This is a genomic window from Actinoplanes sp. NPDC023936, assembly GCF_040639325.1.
Taxonomy (GTDB): domain Bacteria; phylum Actinomycetota; class Actinomycetes; order Mycobacteriales; family Micromonosporaceae; genus Actinoplanes.
This window is the reverse complement of sequence record NZ_JBEZZR010000047.1, coordinates 1-21,879: the sequence shown is the minus strand read 5'-3', so window position 1 is coordinate 21,879 and position 21,879 is coordinate 1. Positions and strand designations below refer to the sequence as shown.

Here is a 21,879-nt window from a genome sequence, read left to right as displayed (position 1 = left end):
CCGGTCAAGATAATCAAGGTCAGAACTATCTGGTACGGTGTGACCGGGTGTTCACCAAGGAGGCCATCTCATGACTCAAACCACTCCGCCCGCACCGGCGATCACGCGAAGGGCCTGGCTCGGCTTCGCCGTGGTCTGCTCGATCCAGCTGATGATCGTGGTCGATATCAGCATCGTCACCGTCGCGCTGCGCTCGATCCAGAGCGACCTGGGCTTCGAGCAGGCGCAGATCGCCTGGGTGACCAACGCCTACACGGTGGGCTTCGGCGGTCTGCTGCTGCTCTCCGGGCGGCTGGGCGACCTGATCGGCCGGCGCAACGTGTTCCTCATCGGGCTGATCGGCTTCACCGTCGCGTCGGCGTTGTGCGGCTTCGCCCAGAACCAGGCGATGCTCATCGGCTTCCGGTTCCTGCAGGGCGCGGCGGCGGCCATGGCGTACGCCATGGTGATGGGCATCGCGGTCACCCTCTTCGCCGATCCACGCCAGATCGGCAAGGCGATGGGCACCCTCGGCTTCGTGCAAGCGGCCGGCGCCTCCGTCGGCATCCTGGCGGGTGGCGTGCTGACCCAGGGCATCAGCTGGCACTGGATCTTCTTCATCAACGTGCCGATCGGCATCGCCGCCACCGTCCTCGCGGTGCGGCTGCTGCCGCTCGACCGGGGGATCGGCCTGCGGGCCGGCGCGGACGTCGTCGGCGCCGTGCTGGTGACCGCCGGGTTGATGCTGGGTGTCTACGCCATCGCGACCGTCGGCGACCACGGCTGGGGCTCGGCGCGCACGCTCGGACTCGGTGGCACGGCGATCGTGCTGCTGATCGCTTTCGTGGCGCGGGAGGCGACCACGAGCACGCCCCTGATGCCGCTGTCACTGTTCCGCAACCGCAACGTCGCCGGCGGCAACCTGGTGCACCTGCTGATGGTCGCCGGAGTGATCTCCTTCAACATCCTCATCGCGCTCTTCCTGCAGCAGGTGCTCGGCTACGAACCGCTGGTCACCAGCCTGGCGTACCTGCCGATCGCGATCTCCGCGGGCATCGTCTCGATCGGCGTCTCGGCGCGGCTCAACATGCGCTTCGGGCTGCGCAACGTGCTGCTCGGCGGGCTGGTGCTGGTGGCTGCCGGCCTGCTGCTGGCCGTCCGGATCCCGGTCGACGCCAACTACGCGATCGACCTGCTGCCGGTGATGCTGCTGATGGGCATCGGCGGCGGGCTGACGATGCCGGCGGTGATGATGCTGTCGATGTCGGTCACCCGGCCGCAGGACGCGGGCCTGGCGTCCGGTGTGGCGGGGACCTCCGGCATGATCGGCGACTCGCTCGGCCTGGCCGCGCTCACCGCGATCGCGGCGGCACACACCGTCAGCCTGATCAACAACGGCAGTGACCCGACGTCAGCGCTGAACGACGGCTTCCACCTGGCGTTCGGCATCTCCGCAGGGCTGATCGTGGTGGCGATGATCGTCGGCGCCGTGCTGCTGCGCACTCCCGCCGGTCCGCCGATGGGACCGCCGCCCGAGGGCCCGCCGTCGGAGAACCCGGCGGCGCCCGGGGTGCCGTCCGGCGAGCCCGCCGACACCTTCCGCGCCTGACGCCCACACCCACATCCAGGAGGCCCTCCATGACCCGATTGGCCGTCATCATCGGCAGCACCCGTCCCGGCCGTAACGGCGAGGCGGTGGCGCAGTGGATCCACGACATCGCCGCCAAGCGCGCGGACGCCGAGGTCGAACTCGTCGACGTGAAGGACTACGCCCTGCCGCTCCTCGACGAGTTCATGCCGCCGGCCATGGGCCAGTACGCCCAGCCGCACACCAAGGCGTGGTCCGAGAAGATCGCCTCGTTCGACGCCTACGTGTTCGTGACGCCGGAGTACAACCACTCGATGCCGGCCGCGCTGAAGAACGGCATCGACTACCTGCACCACGAGTGGACGAACAAGGCGGCCGGCTTCGTCGGCTACGGCACCCACGGCGGCGCTCGCGCCGTCGAGCAGCTCCGGCTGGTCATGGGCGGCCTGCAGGTCGCCGATGTCACGTCGCAGGTGTCGCTGTCGCTGTTCGCCGACTTCGAGAACTTCTCGGTCTTCAAGCCCGGTCCGCACCACGAGGAGAACGCGAACTCGATGCTGGAGCAGGTGATCACCTGGGGCGGCGCGTTGAAGGCTGTGCGCCAGTAGTCCCCGCCCATCCGTCGAGCTGCGGTGCGATCCCCCCGTGTCGTGCCGCAGCTCGATCGCCGTGGCCCCGCGGAGTGCTTTCCGCGGGGCCACGGCATTCCCGCCGCTGGCAGCGCAATTACCGGCCAGTGGCCGGGGTCGTTGACGATCTCCTCATGCCACCGTCCCGCCGCTTGATACCCGCGCTCACGCTCGTGTTGCTGGCCGTCGCCGCGGCCGTCGCCGGGGTGCTCCTGCCGCTCGCGGCCCGCGGCGGAACGCCGCCGGCCGCGACCGCGACCGTCGACGGTCTGACCGCCGTCCCGGGCGCGGCCGAGTGGGCCTTGATGGACGGCCATCACATGGACGGGCAGGGCTACCAGATGCCCAGCCAGATGATGCCGGGCGCACCCGAAGGCGACGACATGCGGCTCAGGGTGCCGATGACCCTGACCAATACCGGCACTGCCACCCGCGACTTCGACCTGGCCGGCGAGTTCTCGCTGGCCGGCGGCCACGCCGCCGATCCGGTGCCGCTGCGCGCCGACACGTTCGGGTCGCTCGCCCGGCTCGGCCCCGGCAGTTCGGTGACCGGGGCGCTCTACTTCGACCTCGCGAAGCCCGCCGCCGCCGACCCGCCGATGTACCTGATCTGGCGGCACGAGGGCCGGGAGCACCGCCTGGCCGTGAACCTGCCCGGCACCACGACCGACCACAGCCACCTCTAGGGACCGCCCGATGAGCGATACGCCTCCGGCACGCACCGCATTCACGCTGCCGACCCACCTCTATCTCGTGCTCCTCCTGGTCACCGGCAGCGTCGGGTGGCAGCACCTCGTGACGGCCCGGATCGACGGGCCGCTGCCGGCGCATCTGCTGCCGCTGGCCGTCGATGTCCTGCTGACGTTGCCGGTGGTCGGGATCGCCGTGCAGGCCGCCCTGGCCGCCGGCGCCCGGCTCGCCGGGCCGATGACCGGCAGCGCCCGGCTGACCGTTCTCGGCGCCGCCCTGGCGATCGCCGTGGGGATCGTGTCGGTGCCGCTCTGCGTCGCGCAGTTCTACGCGCACGACATCCTGGGCGTCGCCGGGCACCAGCACCACGGGGCGGATCCGCTCGCGTACGGCTGGGCCACCGCCCTGCGGGCGCAACCGGTGATCCTGTTGCTGGCGCTGGTGGGGGTCTTCACGATCCGCTATGTCACAGCGCCGCGGCCGGCCGCGCCGGACGACCCGGGACCGCTGCGCCGCCTGCGGCGGACCGTCCTGCCGGCGCTGCTGGTCGTCGGCCTCTGCACGGTCCCCGGCGAGATGGCCTCGGCGGCCGAGCAGGGGACCGGAGGCTGTGCCACCGCGCCGGCCCGGGTCTTCGACGTGCACGCGATCGACGTCGACATCACCGTGAACCGGTGGGGCGACCACGACCCGTACGGCTACATGTATGTGCTGGCCGAGCGGGAGGACGAGGTGCGCGAACAGGAGCGCGCGTTGCACGCCGCCTCGCAGCTGGACGCCGACGACCCGGCCGCCGCGAAGGTGTCCGTCGGCCTCGGTCAGGATGCCATCCAGCCGCTGGTCATCCGGGCACGGCTGGGCGAGTGCGTGGTCATCAACCTGACCAACAAGCTGACGAAGGCGCCGCGCAGCGGGTTCGGCAACCCGCCGGTGGTGCAACCGGGCGGTGTGCCGCCGGTCTCGGTGGATCTCAGTGGTGTCGCCTACGACGCGAAGTCGGGTCAGGGCGGCCAGGCGGTCGGCGCGAACCCGGCCGTCGCGATGGTCGCTCCGGGCGACTCCCATCAGTACCGCTACTACCTCGACCCGACGATGGGCGAGGGCGCGCGGGTGTTCCGCAGCGGCGGCGCCTCCTCGGGGCTCACCTCGCACGGTCTCTTCGGCACGCTGATCGCCGAGAAGCCGGATGCCCGGTGGTTCGACCCGGACTCCGGCCAGGAGCGGACCGCCGACAACACCTGGAGCAACTGGTCGGCCATGGTGCGGGCGTCCGGCGAGCCGGCGTTCCGGGAGTTCACCCTCATCTACCACGAGTTCGGGGACGAGAACTTCCAGATGCGCCGGCCGCTCCGGGAGAACGACGAGGGCATCCCGGTCGGCGGCGACCCCGGCGTACCGGTCGGTGACCAGGTGCAGTACGGCCGGCCGCTGCCGATGATCGATGCGCGGCCGCCCATCCCGGCCCAGCCGAACGAGGGCGGGGCCGGCACCAGCACCTACCGGCCGGGCAGCCGGGGGATCAACTATCGCAGTGAGTCGTTCTACCGGCGCCTGCAGCTGGAGGCTGCCCGCGGGGCGGCGGTCCAGCAGGCCAACAAGTCCCTCGCCTACAGCTCCTACACGTACGGCGACCCGGCCACGCCGATGCCGCGCTCCTATCTCGGCGAGCCCACCAAGACACGCCTGGTCAACGCGGGAATCGAGCAGCTGCACGTGCACCACGTGCACGGCGGGGGCACCCGGTGGTGGGCCAACCCCGAAGCGGCGGGCGCCACGAGCGGCGGCTCGATCCGGCTGGACTCGCAGACGGTGAGCCCGTCGGAAACCTACGACCTCGAGCACGAGTGCGGCGCGGGCGGATGTCAGCAGGCCGCCGGCGACTTCCTCTATCACTGCCACATCTCGCACCACTACATCGCCGGCATGTGGGCAATATGGCGGGTGTACGACACCAGGCAGGCGGACCTGCCACCGTTGCCCGGCGCCGATCCGGCGGCCGCCGCCGTGGGCGCCGCGGAGCTGCTCGGGCGGGTCGTCGCGGGCCGTACGGTGGTCTTGAGATCCGCTCGTGTCGACGCCGCCCGCGAGATCGCCCTGGAGGATCTGGTGGAGACGGCCCTGCCTCCGCAGGGCGTGCGGGGCCACGCCGACGACGCCACGGTGTGGGACTGGCAGAAGGCCGGCACCGCCACCGCGCCGCGATATCTCGGCGAGCCCGAGACGAGCGCGGTCTGGGCGAACCATCGCTCCGCCGCGCCGGGGACCCGGCCGGAGATCCTGTTCAACCCGCGCACCGGGCGGCCCGCGTATCCGATGCTGAGACCACACCTCGGCCAGCGGCCACCGTTCGCGCCGAACGGGCATGCCGGGGCGCCCGGCCTGGGCGAGACCGCGAGCACGTCCCGGCCCGGCGGCCTGTGCCCGAAGGCGGCCGGGGTGCGGCGCTACAATATCACCGCCATCTCCGTGCCGGTGCAGGCGACAGCCCGGGAGCGGGACGCCAACGGCGAGATCTACGTGCTGAACCAGGACAAGGCGGACGTCCTCGCCGGTCGTAAACCGGTGGACCCGCTGGTCGTCCGGTCGAACGTGGGCGACTGCGTCGCGATCACCTTCGGCAGCGAGCTGAACCCGGCTGTCCAGCAGAAGGTCAACATGCACACCCACCTGGTGCGATTCGATCCACTGGCCTCGGACGGCGTGGTGACGGGCTTCGCGTTCGAGCAGGCGGTGTTCGGCGCCGGCAAGGAGAAGCGGACGCTGGTCGACGCCTCGGCGAACCGGGTCACCGTCACCAACGTGGACGGACTGCGTCCCGGCATTTCGATCGGCGTCGGTGTCGGCCGTCCCGACATCGAGATCCGCAAGATCGTTGAGATCGACGGTGACACGCTCGTCTTCGACGCCCCGCTGGCCCGAGCCCATGAGCCAGGTGAGTACGTCACGGTGGAGTTCGTGCAGTACCGGTGGTACTCGGACGTGGACACCGGAACGGTGTTCTGGCATGACCATGTGGATGCCATCAACTCGTGGGCGCACGGTTTGTTCGCCGCCCATATCGTCGAGCCGCCCGGCTCCACCTATCACGACCCGGTGACCGGTAAGCCGATCGACAGCGGGCCGATCGCTGACATCGTGAACCGCGGCGGATCGGTCGGCGCCGGACAGTCCGGATCGTTCCGGGAGTTCACCGTCTTCCTGCACAACGGCCGGCGCGGGCGCTCGGAGCTCGCCTCGCCACCACCGGCCGGGCTGTCGTCGTTCAACCGAGGGCAGGAGTGCGAGGAAGGATCGATCAACCTCAGAGCCGCGCCACTGGGCGAGCGAACACCGCCGGGGGCGACACCGGCCGACGCGGCCACCACCCAGCAACGGCAGGAGTACAACGGCGCGCGCTGTCGCAACGCGTTCAGCCGGACCGACGTGCCGGGCAACTTCGACGCCAGCACCGCGCGCGCCACGGTGACCACCGTCGATCCGTACGTGTTCTCCTCGGTGAAGTACGGCGACCCGTCGACGCCGCTGCTGCGGGCGTATGCCGGTGACCCGGTGGTGATCCGCACCATCGGGGTCAACGACCGCGCCGAGGCGCTGCGGATCCAGGGGCACCGCTTCCGGCTCGAGCGGTTCAACGCCCGCGGGCAGTTGACCGACACCGCCACCACCGGCATCTCCGAGCGCTTCGACTACGTGCTCGACGGCGGTGCGGGCAGCGCGGGCGACTACCTCTACTACAGTGCCCGGACGTTCGCGCTGGAGAGCGGGGCCTGGGGAATCTTCCGGGTGCACGACAAACTCCGCAGCGACCTCAAGGCCCTGCCCGGCCGACCGGCGCCGCCGGCCGGGTCCGGCTTCCCGCTGCAGACGGCCGCCGGTGGCGACACGCAGGCGGAGCCGGGTCCGGATCCCGCGCCGGCCTATCTGCCGGACGGCAGGGTCAACACCACGGCGGTCTCGTCCACACAGCGGCCGTGCCCGACCGGCGCGCGGCCCCTCGGCTACGACATCTCATTGATCAACCAGGCTCTGCCCACCGCGCCGTACCCCGACGCCAACGGAGTCGTCTACGCCCTCACCTCCGACGTGGCGGCCATCCGCGACGGCAGCAAGACTGTCGAGCCGCTGGTGCTGCGCGCCAATCACGGTGACTGCCTCAAGATCACGCTGCGCAACCAGACCGGGGCCGGGTCGCTGTACGGCGGCACCCGCGCCGGCTTCGACCTCGCCAAGCTCGCCCACGATCAGCAGCTGTCCGGCGGCTCGGCGATCGGCCTCAACCCGGACAGCACCGTGGCCCCGGGCAAGACGGCCACCTACACGTTCCACGCCGACCGGGAGCTGGGCACGACGATGTTCCAGAACCTCGGCAGCGTGGCGTCCCTGCGGCACGGCGCGTACGGCATGCTGATCGTCGAGCCGCGCGGGTCCACCTGGTCGGACAGCGTCACGGGCAAGCCGCTCGGGACGACAGCGGTCAGCACGCAGGCCATCATCCGGCCGCCCGACGGCCGCAAGTTCCGCGAGTTCGCGGTCACCATGCAGAGCACCGACCAGCATTTCTCGCGCAGCATCCTGCCGTACGGCGAGCAGGTGGCGGGCAACGGGCTGAACAGCGCGGTCAGCAACAACGTGCCGATCGCCCCGGTGCCCGGCGCTCCACCGGGAACGGCGCAGAACGCGGGCTCGTTCGACAAGGGATACAACCATGTCAACTACCACAGCGCGCCGCTGACCAGCCGGCTGAACCTCACCTCGGCCCGGGACGACTTCACCAAGGCCACCGTGGCCGGGTCGTACGGCACGGCGTTCAGCTCCGGTCCGTACGGCGAGCCGGACACCCCGGTGTTCGTCGCCGGGGCCGGTGACCCGGTGGTGTTCCGGGTCGGGGTGGGCGCGTCCGACCAGTTCCACGCGTTCACGGTCAGTGGTCACAACTTCCCCGCCGAGCCCGGCATCGCCGGCTCGGAGCGGGTGACGGCGCGGACCGTCACGTCGGGGGAGACGGTGGACGCCTGGCTGGGCGCGGCCGGCGGTGGCCACGGTTACTCCGGCGACTACCTGTTCAACGACAGCCGGATGCCGTTCACCGAAGCCGGTATCTGGGGCATTCTGCGCGTCGTCCCGGCCGGCAGCGGACGGGGAGCGGCTCCACTGTGATGTGTTCCGACCGGCGCCGCCCAGCCCGTTCCCGGGCTGGGCGGCTCCTGTTGCTCCTGGTCGCGATCGTCGGCGCGACGCTCGCGCTGCCGACGCAGGCGGCGTACGCGCACGCCCAGCTGCTCTCGTCCACCCCGGCCAACGGCGCCACCCTGCCGCAGCCGCCGACGGAGATCCGATTCCACTTCAGCGAGGAGGTGTCGCTCGTCGGCGACGGCGTCCAGGTGCTGAGCCCGGACGGAAGCCGGGTCGAGACCCGGGTTCAGCAGGCCGCCGGGGCCGACGTGGTGGTGGCGCTCCCGGGCGGGCTCGGCACCGGCGCCTATACGGTGTCGTGGCGGGTGGTGTCGGCCGACTCCCATCCGATCCACGGCGCGGTCGTGTTCGGCGTCGGCGACGCGACGGTGCTCGCGGCGCCCGCGGCGGGCGCGCAGACCGGGAGTGCCGGGGATCTCACCGTCGCGTTCGCTGTGGTCCGCGGCGCCGGGTACGTCCTGCTGGCGCTGCTCGGCGGCGGCCTGATCTTCCTCTTCTGGTGCTGGCCGCAGGGCCTGGCCCGGCCGGACGCGCGGCGGCTGCTGCGGTACGCCGCCGCCGGATCCCTCGCGTGCGCTGTCGCGTCGCTGCTGCTGCAGGCGGCGGCCGTGGTCGGCGGATCGCTGGCCGACGTCGGCGACGCCGCCGGTCTGGCGAACATCCTCGGGTCGGACTACGGCTGGTACGTCCTCGCCCGGATCGGGTTGCTGATCATCGGCAGCGGACTGCTGATCGCGGCGTCCCGGCCGGGGGCCCCGGCTCGCCGGCTGTTGCCGGCGGCGACCATCGTCCTCGGCGTGCTGCTGCCGGTCACCTGGGTCGGCACGGGCCACGCCAACGCCGGGCCGTCCGTGTTCCCGCGGCTGGCCGACGCGGTGCATCTGGTCGCCATGACGGCGTGGCTCGGCGGGCTGGCGATGATGGTCCTGGCGCTGCTGCGCGGCCGGGCCACATCCGTCGACGAGAGTCAGGCGGCGCTGAGCCGCTTCTCCCGGATCGCCACTGTCGCGGTGCTCCTCCTCGTGATCACCGGGAGTTACCGGGCGATCCAGGAGGTGGGCTCCTTCGGCGCGCTCACCGGCTCGCCGTACGGTGCGCTTCTCGTCTACAAGATCGCCGCGGTGGGGGTGCTGCTCTGGTGCGGCTCGATGAGCCGCTCGCTGGTTCGCAAGCGCCTCGAACCGGGCGGTCGCAGTCGCACGTCGCGAGACCTGGCGGCAGCCCGGCAGCGGCACCTGCGGGTGCTGTTGTGGTCGGAGACCGGCATCGGCGCGGCGGTGCTGGCCGTCACCGCGCTGCTGGTGGCGACCCCGCCGGCCACCCGGCCGGCGGCGCCGCCCGGTCCGAGGACCGTTGAGCTGACCATGGCCGGCGGCACGGCCGAGGTCCGGGTCGATCCGCCGCTGGCCGGGCCGAGCCGGCTCAGTGTGACCGTCCGGGACTCAGCCGGCGCCCAGCGCGAGGTGCCCGAGGTCCGGGTCGCGCTGACCCTGCCGCAGAAGCAGATCGGCCCCCTCGACGTGCCGCTCAGGCGCCTGGGCCGCGGCTCGTACGATTCGGCCGAGCTGCGACTGCCGATCGCCGGTGACTGGCAGCTCAAGCTCACCGTCCGCACCTCGGAGATCGACCAGCACACGGTCACGGCGACGGTGCCGGTCAGCTGACCCTGTTCAACTGCGCCACCACCGGCGGGCAGTGCGCGAGCAGCTCCGCCGGGTGGCGCAGCACCAGATCGGGTCGCGCCGCGAGCAGCACCTGCTCGTCGATGTCGGCCCAGGTGGCCGCGACCGCCTCGATGCCCGCGGCGTGCGCGCTGGCGATGTCGGTGATCGCGTCGCCGACGACGTACGCCTCGTCCGCCCGGATGTCCAGCAGGCTCAGCGCGAGCAGCATCATGTCGGGCGCGGGCTTCGCCCGGGGCGCCTCGTCCCCGCCGACCACGTAGTCGAAGAGCGGAAGCAGGCCGAGCACCTCCAGCAGGGAACGCGCCCGGACGCCGCTCTTGCCGGTCGCGATGGCCAGCCGGTAACCGCGCTGGCGCAGGGTGTGCAGCAGCTCGGGTATGCCGTCGAAGATGGCGACCTGCGCGGCGAGCCGATTGCTCTCCCGGACGAACGGCTCCTCCATCGCTGCCGGCAATCCCATGATCTGCATGATGTCCGGGAAGTATCGGCCGAGGTGCTTCTCGTACTCCCCGAAGGGCGCCGGTCCGGCGCCCACCACTTCGGCGTAGGCGATGGTGAAGGCCTCGCGCATCACCGCGAAGCTGTTGACGACGACACCGTCCAAATCGAAGATCACGGCTCGCTTCATCGGTGCACCTTTCTGCGTGTCCGGGCGGAGTCGTAGAAACGCTCGATGACGCCGATGGTTCGGCGGGCCTCCTCGGCGGCCTGCCCGCGCGCGTGCGGCGCGGCCAGCAGGGCGGGCAGCTCGGCCAGCTGGCGGTCGTACTCGCTGCCGATGGGCTCGTCCGGCAGTGGCACCTCTTCCGTGACGCCGTTGCGGGTGACCGTGAGCGTGGCCGCCCCGGGGCGGTTCGGGCTGAAGCCGAAGGTGCACCGCAGGGTGGCCACGCCACCACTGGCCTCGACCGCGATGGTGGTGGTGTCCTGCGGCTGGTGGGAGGCCCAGCTGGCGCGCAGCGCGACCGAGACGCCGTCGTCGGTGACCAGGAACCCGCGGGCGGTGTCCTCCACGTCGCCACCCGCGCCGCCTTGCTCGTCGGCCCGCCACGCCGCCCGCCAGGCGTCATCGTGCAGGAAATCGTCCGAGACCGTGCCCACCACGTGCGGGAAGCCGACCGGCCCCAGCACCGGGACCAGGGTGTCGAGCAGGTGCCAGCCGAGGTCGACCAGCGCGCCACCGCCGGACATCTCCCGCCGGGTGAACCAGCCGCCGGCGCGGGGGATGCCGCGGGAGCGGACCCACGCCAGGTCGATGTGCCGGATCGTGCCGAGGCCTCGCACGACGTCGAGCAGAGCCCGGACGTCCGCCCGGTAGCGGCCCGCGCTGCCGGCCAGCAGCACGGCCCCGCCGGCACGTTCGGCGCCGGCCAGCTGATCCACCTCGGGCTCGCTGAGACAGACCGGCTTCTCCAGGAACACCGGGATACCCCGGCGCAGCAGCGCCGACCCGGCGGCGGCATGCAGATGGTTGGGTACCGCGACGACCGCCAGATCGACCGCGGCGGGATCCAGCTCGTCCAGCGAGGCCATCGTGGACAGTCCGGCAACGGTGTCGGCGGCCGCCTCCCTCGACGCCGGGTCCGGATCGACCGCCGCGATCAGCCGGTATGCCGGGTTGTCCCGCAGGCGGGGCAACCAGATGGAGCGGCCCGCCCAGCCCAACCCGGCGACGGCGATCCGAATCCGGCCGTCCTCCGGTGCCGGCACTGTCACGCCTGCTTCGTCAGCACGTCGGAGACGATCCGCGCGATCTGGTGCATCTGCTCCTCGGTGCCGAGCAGCGTGCGGTGGTGCAACCAGATGCAGTCCTCGCTGATCCGGTCGCTGTTCGGGCAGCGTGCGGCGATCTGCTCCACCGTCTCGTCCGGCGCGCCGGTCTCCCAGAAGCCGTCGCAGCGATAGATGGCGCGGAACGCCGCGAAGGCGGGCAGCCCGGCCGCGATCAGCTCGTCGACGAGCTGGTTGCGCCGCTCCTCCGCCATCCCCGGGATGCGGAACATGGCCATGTAGTGCGGGTTGCGGGTGGCCCGCTTGTCGCCGCCCTGCGGCACCACGCCCGGGATCTCGCTCAGCAGGCTCGCCAGCAACGGCCAGCGCTGCTCGCGGGTGGCGATCTGGTCGTCCAGGCGGGTCAGCTGGGCCCGCAGGACGCTCGCGGAGAACTCGTTGAGCCGGAAGTTCGAGCCGGATGTCGCGTGCAGGTACCGGCGGTCACCGCGCGGGCGCCCGCAGCTGTGCCGCAGGAACGCCTCCTCGTAGAGGCCGGCGTCGGGGAACAGCACCGCGCCGCCCTCGCCGGCGGTCATCAACTTGCCGTTCTGGAAACTGAACGCGGCAGTGGTGCCGAGTTCGCCGATCCGCCGGCCCTGCCACTCGGCGCCGTGCGCATGCGCCGCGTCCTGCACGAGCGGGACGCCGGTGTCGGCGGAGAGCTTGGCGAGGGCGTCCATGTCGGCCAGCAGCCCGGCCATGTGCACCGGCATGATCGCCTTGGTGCGGTCGGTGACGGCGGCCGCGGCGGCAGCCGGGTCGATGTTGTACGTCTCCGGATCCACGTCGACCGGCACTGCCACGGCGCCGATCCGCTGCGCCGCCTGCGACGACGAGATGAAGGTGAACGCCGGGACGATCACCTCGGTGCCCGGACCGACGCCGGCCACCTGCAGGGCCAGCTCGAGCGCGTGCGTACCGTTCGTCACGGCCAGCACGTGGCCACCGCCGTGGTAGTCGGCGAACTCCTGCTCGAACGAGTCGACCTCGGTGCCGCCCATCCGCCACCACTGACCCTGGTCGAGAGCCCGGATCAGGCCGGCGCGCTCCTCGTCGCCGTACTGGGGCCAATCAGGGAAAACCGGCGCGACGTCAGTCATGACTTAATGCCTTTCCTATGGCGGAAAAGAATGCCGGGGAATCCCGGTCTCAATGGCACGCTACGGACCGGATGCATGGCGGTCATGCCCCTAAGTGACCCCTGTTCCTCCCTTGTCAGGCGGCGTTTGTATCGACGAGAAAAGCGATCGGAGATCAGAGGGCCGCATAGGGGGTGAGTAGGGGTCTGGGAAAGCGTCTTCCCGCCCATCCTGATGCGGATGCATTTCCTCGTCCGATCGAGAGGTGTGGTGACATGCTCCGTACCGAGCTGATCCGGCCGTTGTCCGAGACCCTGCTGGAGCACGCGGACCGGTTCGCGGACAAGACCGCCTTCAGCGACGCCCGGCGCAGCGTCACCTACGCGGAGCTGGAGCTGCGTACCCGGCGTCTCGCCGGGCACCTGGCCGGGCTGCGGCTGCACCCCGGCGATCGTGCGGTGATCCTGCTCGGCAACTGCGTCGAGGCGGTGGAGAGCTATCTCGCGATCACCCGCGCCGCCGCGGTCGGCGTGCCGCTGAACCCGCACCAGACCGTCGACGAGCTCGCGTACCTGCTGGACGACAGCGGCGCCCGCGTGATCATCACCGATCCGGCCCGCGCCGAGACGCTCCGGCCGATCCTGTCCCAGCGCCCGCACCTGAGGCTGATCGTCACCGGCGCCGCGCCGCCCCCGCCTCGTGCGGTCTCCTTCGAGGTGCTCTCCGGTTCTGATCCGGCCGAGCCGGCCCGGGACGACCTGGGGCTGGACGACGTCGCCTGGATGCTCTACACCTCCGGCACCACGGGCCGGCCGAAGGGTGTGCTCTCCACTCAGCGCAGTTGCCTGTGGTCCGTCGCGGCCTGCTATGTGCCGATCCCCGGACTGTCGCACGAGGACCGGGTGGTGTGGCCGCTGCCGCTCTTCCACAGCCTCGCGCACATCGCCTGTGTGCTCGGCGTGACGTCGGTCGGCGCCTCCGCGCACATCGTCGACGGCATCTCGGCCGCCGAGGTGCTCGACGCCGTGCAGGAGACCTCCGCGACCTTCCTCGCGGGTGTGCCCACCATGTACCACTACCTCATCGACGCCGCCCGGGAACACGACTTCCAGGCGCCGGACCTGCGGATCTGCCTGGTCGGCGGCGCTGTCACCACGGCGGCGCTGCGGCGAGCGTTCGAGGACGCGTTCGGGGCGCCACTGATCGATGCGTACGGCAGCACCGAGACCTGCGGGTCGATCACGATCAACTGGCCGACCGGCGCCCGGGTCGAGGGCTCGTGCGGGCTTCCCGTGCCCGGCCTCGGCGTACGGCTGGTGGACCCGGAGACACTGCTCGACGTGCCCCCGAACACCGAGGGCGAGGTATGGGTGCGCGGCACCAGCGTGATGCTCGGCTACCACGGCCAGCCCGACGCCACCGCCGCCGCGTTCCATGACGGCTGGTATCGCACCGGCGACCTGGCCCGGCGCGACGACGCCGGGTACTTCACCGTCACCGGCCGCATCAAGGAACTGATCATCCGGGGCGGCGAGAACATCCACCCCGGTGAGATCGAAGAGGTGGTGCGCAGCGTGCCCGGCGTGGCCGATGTGGCGGCCGCCGGCAAGCCGCACGAGGTTCTCGGCGAGGTGCCGGTCGTGTTCATCGTGCCGGGGCCGGACGGCTTCGACCCGGAACTGGTCCAGGCCGCCTGCCGATCACGGCTGACGTACTTCAAGATCCCGGAGGAGATCTACGAGATCGCCGAGATCCCCCGTACGCCGTCCGGGAAGATCACCCGGCACGTGCTGCTCAGCCGGCCGACCCGGCTGCGTGCGGCCGGCAACGGGCACTACGAGACCCTCTTCCGGCTCGAGTGGCTGCCGCTGCCCTCGACCGCAGCGGATCTGCCGGCGGCCGATCCGCGGGTCGTCGACCTCCCCGCCGACCTGACCGACATCGACACCGGCACGGGCACGGGCGTTGTCGTGCGTACCCGTGACGGAGTGCGTGTCGCCGAGAGCGACCAACCGGTCGATGTCGCGGCCGCAGCGGCCTGGGCTCTTCTCGAGGAGCGGCCGGGACTAATTCTGGCCGACGTGGACGCCGACGACGAACGAACCGGGGAAGCCCTGCGCGCGGCGGTTGCGGCGGGGGAGACCCGGATCGCGATCCGCGGAGGGGTGGCGCTGGCACCCCGGCTGGCCCGGGTGCGGACCGGTGCCTCCGACGCCGGCGTACCGGTTGACCCGGCCCGCACCGTGGTGCTCACCGGCGCCGGGACCTCGCTGACGGCCGAGGTGGCTCGCCGGCTCGTCGCCGGGCACGGCATCCGGCATCTGCTGCTGATCAGCCCGCGCGGCGCCGTTGACCCGGCCGCCGCCGCCCTGCGCGAGGAACTGGCCGGACTGGGCGCGAAGACGCGGCTCGCGGGCTGTGACCCGGCCGACCGGGAAGCGCTCGCCGCACTGCTGGCGGAGAACAGGCGGCCGATCGGGATGGTCGTGAGCGACTCCTCCGCTGACTATCTGGAGGAGCTGGACCGCTCCGCGGGCCAGGCGGTCTTCGTCCTGCTCACCACCGCTCCCGCGCTCGCCGGTGCGGAGATCGGCCCGGACGCGGCGCGGGCCGGCGCGCTCGTCGAGGCGTTCGCGCAGCGCCGCCGCGTGGCGGGACGGCCGACCGTGACGCTGGCGTTCGGCGCCTCCTCCGGCACGCCGTCGTCGTGGACGGGCACGCTCAGCTCGCAGGACGCGATGGCGATGTTCGACGCCGCGCTCGCGCACGGGGACGGCGATCTGGTCGCGCTGCGGATCGCCGCGATCGCTCCCCGGGGGAGCCGCGTCCCGGCCGCGCTGCGCCGGCTCATCGATACCCCCGCCGCCGAGCCGGTCGCTGAGCAGACCGCGCAGCTCCGCGAGCGGCTCGACGCGATCTCCCCGGCTGAGCAGCAGCGGTTGCTGGTCGACCTGGTCCGCCGGGAGACGGCCCTGCTGCGCGAGCTGTCCGACGTGGCGCAGGTACCGGCCGAGCGGGCGTTCAAGGAACTGGGCCTCACCTCGGCCACCGCGGTCGAGCTGCGGAACCGGCTCGTCGCCGCGACCGGGCTGAAGCTGCCGGCGACCTCCGCGTTCGACTATCCGACACCGGCCGCGCTGGCCGGCTTCCTGCACGGTGAACTGTTCGGCCACGCCTCGGAGACCGCGTCGCGCACCGCCGCCGCCGCGGATGAGCCGATCGCGATCGTGGGGATGGCGTGCCGGTTGCCGGGTGGGGTGAGTTCGCCGGAGGGTCTGTGGGAGTTGGTGGCCGGGGGCCGGGATGTGGTGGAGGAGTTCCCGGGGGATCGGGGTTGGGATCTGGAGGGGTTGTTCGATCCGGATCCGGATCATGCGGGGACGTCGTATGTGCGGCATGGGGCGTTTCTGGGTGGGGTGGCGGAGTTCGACGCGGGGTTCTTCGGGATTTCGCCGCGTGAGGCGGTGGCGATGGATCCGCAGCAGCGGTTGTTGCTGGAGACGTCGTGGGAGGCGTTCGAGCGGGCCGGGATCGATCCGGGGACGTTGCACGGCCGGCCGGTCGGTGTGTTCACCGGCGTCATGCACCACGACTACGCCACCAACGTCACCGATCTGCCCGCCGGGACCGAGGGCTACCTCGGCATCGGCACCGCGGGCAGCGTGGCGTCCGGCCGGGTCGCCTACAGCATGGGCTTCGAGGGGCCGGCGATCACGGTGGACACGGCGTGTTCGTCGTCGTTGGTGGCGTTGCATCTGGCGGTGCAGGCGTTGCGGAACGGGGAGTGCGAGATGGCGCTCGCCGGCGGTGCCGCGGTCATGGCGACGCCCGGGGTCTTCGTGGAGTTCTCCCGCCAGCGTGGACTCGCGCCGGACGGGCGGATCAAGGCGTTCTCCGACGACGCTGACGGTACGGCGTGGGGTGAGGGCGTCGGTGTGCTGCTGGTGGAGCGGCTCTCCGACGCGCAGCGGCGGGGTCACCCGGTGCTCGCGGTGGTGCGCGGCTCGGCGGTGAACCAGGACGGTGCGTCGAATGGGTTGACGGCGCCGAACGGGCCGTCGCAGCAGCGGGTGATTCGTCAGGCGCTGGCGTCGGCGGGGTTGAGCGCCGCGGATGTGGATGTGGTCGAGGCGCACGGCACCGGCACCACGCTCGGTGACCCGATCGAGGCACAGGCCATTCTCGCCACGTACGGTCAGGATCGGGATGAGCCGTTGTGGCTGGGCTCGTTGAAATCCAACGTCGGGCACACCCAGGCGGCGGCCGGCGTCGCCGGCGTCATCAAGATGGTGCAGGCCCTCCGGCATGAGGTCATGCCGGCGACGCTGCACATGGCCGAGCCGACCGCCGAGGTGGACTGGAGCGCCGGGCGGGTCGAGCTGCTGGCCTCGGCGCGCGCCTGGCCGGCCGGGGAGCGGCCGCGCCGGGCAGCGGTGTCGTCGTTCGGCGTGAGTGGCACGAACGCCCACGTCATCATCGAGGAGAGCCGGCCCGCCCCGGTTGCGGAGCAGGCCGAACCCGCTGATCGGGCGCTGCCGTTCCTGCTCTCCGCTCGCACCCCGCAGGCTCTGCGCGCTCAGGCGGCGGAGCTGGCGGACGCCATCGAGGCGCGGCCCTCGGTGCGTCTGGCGGACGTGGCGCACACGCTGGCCAGCGGCCGGGCGCGTCTCGATCATCGGGCGGCCGTCGCCGCCGGCAACCGGGACGATCTCGTACGGGAGCTGCGGAACCTGGTCGTGCCCGACAACCGCCGGCCGAGCGGTGCGCTGGCGGTGCTGTTCACCGGTCAGGGCTCGCAGCGCCCGGGCATGGGCTTGGAGCTACGGTCGGCGTTCCCGGCGTTCGCCGCGGCTTTCGACGAGGTGTGCGGCGCCTTCGACGGTCTGCTGCCGGTCCCGCTGATGGATGCTCTGGTGGATCCGGAAGCCCTGGATCGTACGGAGTTCGCCCAGCCGGCGATCTTCGCGGTCGAGGTGGCGTTGTTCCGCCTGTTCGCCTCCTGGGGCCTGGAACCGGATTTCCTGGGTGGACATTCGATCGGTGAGCTGACGGCCGCGCACGTGGCCGGAGTGTGGTCGCTGGCGGACGCGGCCCGGCTGGTGGCGGCCCGGGGGCGGTTGATGCAGGCCCTGCCGCCGGGCGGGTCGATGGTGGCGATCCAGGCATCGGTCGACGAGATCCGGCCGCTGCTGACCGAGGGCGTGGACCTGGCGGCGGTCAACGGTTCCCGGTCGGTGGTGGTCTCCGGGATGACGCCGGCGGTGGACCGGCTGCTGGCGCAACTCCCGGACCGCCGGACACGGCGGCTGCGCACCTCGCACGCCTTCCACTCGGTGTTGATGGAGCCGATGCTCGACGAGTTCGCCGCTGTCGCCGCGGAACTGAGCTATGCGCCGCCGCGCATCGCGATGGACGGGGACGTGACCGAGCCGGCCTACTGGGTGCGGCACGTGCGCGACACGGTGATGTTCGCCGACGGTGTGAAGTCGCTGACCGATCGCGGTGTGACCACCTTCCTGGAGCTCGGCCCGGACGCGACACTCTCCGCGATGGTGGAGCACGGCGTCGCCATCCCGGCCCTGCGGAAGGGGGTCGCCGAGGACGCGTCCGTGGCCGCCGCGCTGGGCCTGCTGTTCGTGCAGGACGTCGCGTTCCAGCCGCCGTCGACGGGCTCGCTGGTGGATCTGCCCACCTACCCGTTCCAGCGGCAGCGCTACTGGCTCGAACCCTCCGGCCCGGCGGCGGACGTCGACGCGGCCGGCCTGACCGCCCCCGGACATCCCCTGCTCGGCGCGGTGGTTCAGCTCAGTGACGACGCCGGCGTGGTGGCGACCGGCCGCTGGTCCCTGCGAGCCCAGCCCTGGCTGGCCGGCCACGTGGTCGGTGACGCGGTCGTGGTGCCGGCCACCGCGCTGCTCGACACCGTGGTCAGGGTCGGTGACGAGGTCGCCGCCGGCACCGTCGAGGAGCTGGTCATCGAGGCGCCGCTGAGGCTGCCCGCGACCGGATCGGTGCGGATCCAGATCGTCGTCGGGGCGTCCGAGGACGGCCGCCGCCCGGTCACCGTGCACGGCATGGGCGACGGTGATGTCTCCTGGACCCGGTTCGCCTCCGGGTTCCTCAGCTCGGCCGCACCCGCCGGCCGGGGACTCGACCAGTGGCCGCCGGCCGGCGCGCGTCCGATCGACATCGACGGCTTCTACGACGTGCGCGCCGCGGCCGGCGTGCACTACGGCGCGGCCTTCCAGGGAGTCCGCCGCGCATGGACCGCCGGTGCGGACCTCTACGCCGAGGTGGCGCTCCCCGAGGACGTGGACGTGACCGGCTACGGCCTGCACCCCGCCCTGTTCGACGCCGCGCTGCACAGCGGCATGCTGGCCGGCGAGGCGGGCACCCTGCTGCCGTTCAGCTTCACCGGCGTACGGCTGTTCGCCGTCGGCGCCCGGGAGCTGCGGGTCCGGATCGGACCGTCCGGTGTCACGATGACCGATCCGCACGGTGTCCCGGTGGCCGCGATCGAGAAGCTGACACTGCGGCCGGCGTCCCTGGAAGGCACCGGCGGCGCGGTGGTCCGCGACTCGTTGCTCCGTATCGACTGGACGCCGATCGAGGTGCCGCAGGCGCCCCCCGTGACAGCGGTGCGCATTCGCGGCGTCGATGAGCTGCGCGCCCTGACGGCTCCCGAGGTGATCCTCTACGAGCTCACCGCGCCGGGCGCCGCCGACGTCCGCGACCTGCTGAACTCCGCTCTCGCGGTGATGCGGGAGGCGCCGGCCGACGCCCGCATGATCGTGGTGACCCGCGACGCGGAGAGCGATCCGGCGGCCTCGGCGGTCTGGGGATTCGTGCGCGCCGCCCAGGCGGAGAGCCCGCGGCAGTTCGTGCTGCTCGACACCGACCGCGACGTCGATCCGGACCTCGTCGCCGCCGTCGTGGCGTCGGACGAGCCGCAGCTGTCGGTGCGGGACGGCGTCCTGCGCGTACCGCGACTCGGCCGGCTGAGCCCGGCACTCCAGGAGCCCGCCGGGCAATGGCGGCTGGACATCAGCGAGCCCGGCACTCTCGAGAACCTGGCCCTGGTGCCGGCTCCGGAGGCCGCCGCGCCGTTGCTGCCCGGCCAGATCCGGATCGGCGTACGCGCGGCCGGAGTGAACTTCCGCGACGTCATGATCACCCTTGGCATGTACCCGGGCGACGCCCCGCTGGGCGGTGAGGGCGCGGGCGTCGTGCTGGAGGTCGCCGACGACGTCAGCGATCTGGCTGCCGGCGACCGGGTGATGGGCGTCTTCGACCACGCGTTCGGCCCGATCGCGGTTGCCGACCGGCGCTGCCTGGTCCGCATCCCGGCAGGCTGGACGTTCGCTCAAGCGGCGGCGGTGCCGATCGTCTTCCTCACCGCCTACTATGCGCTGCACGACCTGGCCGGCCCCGATCGGCGGTCGGTGCTCGTGCACGCCGCAACCGGCGGGGTCGGCTCGGCCGCCACCCAGATCGCGCGGCACCTGGGCCTGGAGGTCTTCGGCTCGGCCAGCACCGGCAAGTGGGCGGCGTTGCGTGCCGCCGGTTTCGATGACGACCACATCGTCGATTCCCGCACCCTCGACTTCGCCGACCGCATCCTGCGGGCCACCGGCGGCCGCGGCGTCGACCTCGTGCTCAACTCCCTGGCCGGCGAGTTCGTCGACGCCTCCATGCGGGTGCTACCGCGCGGCGGCCGGTTCCTGGAGATGGGCAAGACCGACATCAGACGGCCGGAGCAGGCCGCGCCGGGCGTGGACTATCAGGCATTCGACCTCGTGGAGGCCGGCCGCGACCGGATCCGGGAGATGCTGGCCGAGCTGGTGAAACTGTTCGAGCGTGGGGTGCTGGAGCCGTTGCCGATCGCGGCCTGGGACGTGCGGCACGCGCCGGACGCCTTCCGCCACCTGGGCCAGGCCCGGCACGTCGGCAAGGTGGTGCTCACCCTGCCGGTGCCGCTCGACTCGGACGGCACCGTCCTGATCAGCGGCGGCGGCAGCCTGGGCCGGCTGGTGGCCGGCCACCTCGCCGCCGAGCATCGCATCCGGCACGTGCTGATGCTCAGTCGCCGTGGCGCCGCCGCCGGCGGCATGGCCGAGCTGGAAGCCGAACTGGCCGAGTACGGCACCCGGCTCACCGCCGTTGCCTGTGATCTCGCCGACCGGGACGCTGTCGCAGCCGCGCTGGCCGGTCATCAGCTCACCGCTGTCGTGCACACCGCCGGTGTGATCGACGACGGCATGCTGCCCAGCTTGACCCCGCAGCGGCTGGACACCGTGCTGCGTCCCAAGGCCGACGCGGCGGTCCTGCTCGGCGAGCTGACCCGCACCGCCGACCTGGCGGCGTTCGTGCTGTTCTCGTCCGCAGCCGGTGTCTTCGGCAACCCGGGACAGGCGAACTACGCCGCCGCCAACGCCTTCCTGGACGGCCTGGCCCGGGACCGTCGCCGGCAGGGCCTGCCGGCGCAGTCCCTGGCATGGGGTTTCTGGTCGCACGGCAGCGAGATGACCAGGGAACTGGACGACGCGGCACGCCAGCGCAACAAGCGCTCCGGCATGCTGGGACTCGACGCGGCCACCGGTATGGCCCTGTTCGGGGCCGCCCTGCGCTCCCCGGAGCCGGTGCTGGTGCCGACCCGCCTGGACCTCGCCGGGCTGCAGGCACGAGCCGGCACCGAACCGATTCCCGCACTGCTGCTCGGGCTGGTGCGCCCGCGCCGGGCCGCCGTCTCCGCGACGCGCGCCGACGCCGGTTCCCTGGCCCAGCGCCTTGCCGCCCTGTCCACCGACGATCAGGAACGCACGGTCGTCGAGATGGTCCGGGAACACGCGGCCGCGGTCCTGGGCCACGCCTCGGCCGACCTGATCGGCGCGGAACGGGCCTTCAAGGACGCCGGATTCGACTCGCTCACCGCGGTCGAGCTGCGCAACCGCCTGTCGGTCACCGGGGTGCGACTGCCCGCCACAGTGGTGTTCGACTACCCGACCCCGGTCGCGCTGGCCCGGTTCATCCGCGACGAGTTGGTCGGCGCGCCGGCGGCGCAGCTGGCTGCCTCCGCCGCGCCGGTGGCCGCCGCCGCTGCGGATGAGCCGATCGCGATCGTGGGGATGGCGTGCCGGTTGCCGGGTGGGGTGAGTTCGCCGGAGGGCTTGTGGGAGTTGGTGGCCGGGGGCCGGGATGTGGTGGAGGAGTTCCCGGGGGATCGGGGTTGGGATCTGGAGGGGTTGTTCGATCCGGATCCGGAT

Annotated in this window: 9 protein-coding genes; 6 read left to right on the top strand and 3 right to left on the bottom strand. The window is 72.1% G+C overall.

Going from position 1 to position 21,879, the window contains the following annotated elements:
* Nucleotides 1–70: 70 nt before the first annotated feature.
* The 5 genes from AB0F72_RS37035 (at nt 71) to AB0F72_RS37015 (ending at nt 9,743) form a co-directional block, all read left to right on the top strand.
* Nucleotides 71–1,588, top strand: a complete 1,518-nt coding sequence (locus AB0F72_RS37035) for an MFS transporter (RefSeq protein ID WP_360442024.1) — start codon at nt 71–73, stop codon at nt 1,586–1,588.
* 29 nt (nt 1,589–1,617) lie between these two features.
* Nucleotides 1,618–2,175 (top strand): NAD(P)H-dependent oxidoreductase, encoded by a 558-nt coding sequence (locus AB0F72_RS37030; protein ID WP_360442021.1) that lies wholly within the window; start codon nt 1,618–1,620, stop codon nt 2,173–2,175.
* Nucleotides 2,176–2,330: 155 nt separating this feature from the next.
* Nucleotides 2,331–2,882, top strand: a complete 552-nt coding sequence (locus AB0F72_RS37025) for a hypothetical protein (protein WP_360442018.1) — start codon at nt 2,331–2,333, stop codon at nt 2,880–2,882.
* A 10-nt stretch (nt 2,883–2,892) separates the two neighbouring features.
* Nucleotides 2,893–8,043 (top strand): hypothetical protein, encoded by a 5,151-nt coding sequence (locus AB0F72_RS37020; protein WP_360442015.1) that lies wholly within the window; start codon nt 2,893–2,895, stop codon nt 8,041–8,043.
* Between the two features lie 50 nt (nt 8,044–8,093).
* Nucleotides 8,094–9,743 (top strand): copper resistance protein CopC, encoded by a 1,650-nt coding sequence (locus tag AB0F72_RS37015; RefSeq protein ID WP_360442012.1) that lies wholly within the window; start codon nt 8,094–8,096, stop codon nt 9,741–9,743.
* Here the strand turns inward: AB0F72_RS37015 and AB0F72_RS37010 are convergent.
* The 3 genes from AB0F72_RS37010 to AB0F72_RS37000 are packed head-to-tail and all read right to left on the bottom strand — an operon-like array spanning nt 9,736 to nt 12,637.
* Nucleotides 9,736–10,392: an HAD-IA family hydrolase gene (locus AB0F72_RS37010; RefSeq protein WP_360442009.1), complete on the bottom strand. Its 657-nt coding sequence runs from the start codon at nt 10,390–10,392 to the stop codon at nt 9,736–9,738. The genes AB0F72_RS37015 and AB0F72_RS37010 overlap by 8 nt on opposite strands.
* Nucleotides 10,389–11,480: a Gfo/Idh/MocA family oxidoreductase gene (locus tag AB0F72_RS37005; RefSeq protein WP_360442006.1), complete on the bottom strand. Its 1,092-nt coding sequence runs from the start codon at nt 11,478–11,480 to the stop codon at nt 10,389–10,391. Before AB0F72_RS37005 ends, AB0F72_RS37010 begins: the two co-directional genes overlap by 4 nt.
* On the bottom strand, nt 11,477–12,637 hold the full coding sequence (locus AB0F72_RS37000) for a DegT/DnrJ/EryC1/StrS family aminotransferase (RefSeq protein WP_360442003.1): 1,161 nt from the start codon (nt 12,635–12,637) through the stop codon (nt 11,477–11,479). The genes AB0F72_RS37005 and AB0F72_RS37000 overlap by 4 nt, the downstream gene beginning before the upstream one ends.
* A 254-nt stretch (nt 12,638–12,891) precedes the next feature.
* On the opposite strand from AB0F72_RS37000, the gene AB0F72_RS36995 reads away from it, so the two are divergent.
* The coding region (locus AB0F72_RS36995; protein WP_360442000.1) for an SDR family NAD(P)-dependent oxidoreductase at nt 12,892–21,879 on the top strand (8,988 nt) is incomplete at its 3' end.

Coding starts and splice junctions, on each gene's coding strand:
- AB0F72_RS37035 (WP_360442024.1), top strand. CDS start 71: ATGACTCAAACCACTCCGCCCGCACCGGCGATCACGCGAAGGGCCTGG.
- AB0F72_RS37030 (WP_360442021.1), top strand. CDS start 1,618: ATGACCCGATTGGCCGTCATCATCGGCAGCACCCGTCCCGGCCGTAAC.
- AB0F72_RS37025 (WP_360442018.1), top strand. CDS start 2,331: ATGCCACCGTCCCGCCGCTTGATACCCGCGCTCACGCTCGTGTTGCTG.
- AB0F72_RS37020 (WP_360442015.1), top strand. CDS start 2,893: ATGAGCGATACGCCTCCGGCACGCACCGCATTCACGCTGCCGACCCAC.
- AB0F72_RS37010 (WP_360442009.1), bottom strand. CDS start 10,392: ATGAAGCGAGCCGTGATCTTCGATTTGGACGGTGTCGTCGTCAACAGC.
- AB0F72_RS37000 (WP_360442003.1), bottom strand. CDS start 12,637: ATGACTGACGTCGCGCCGGTTTTCCCTGATTGGCCCCAGTACGGCGAC.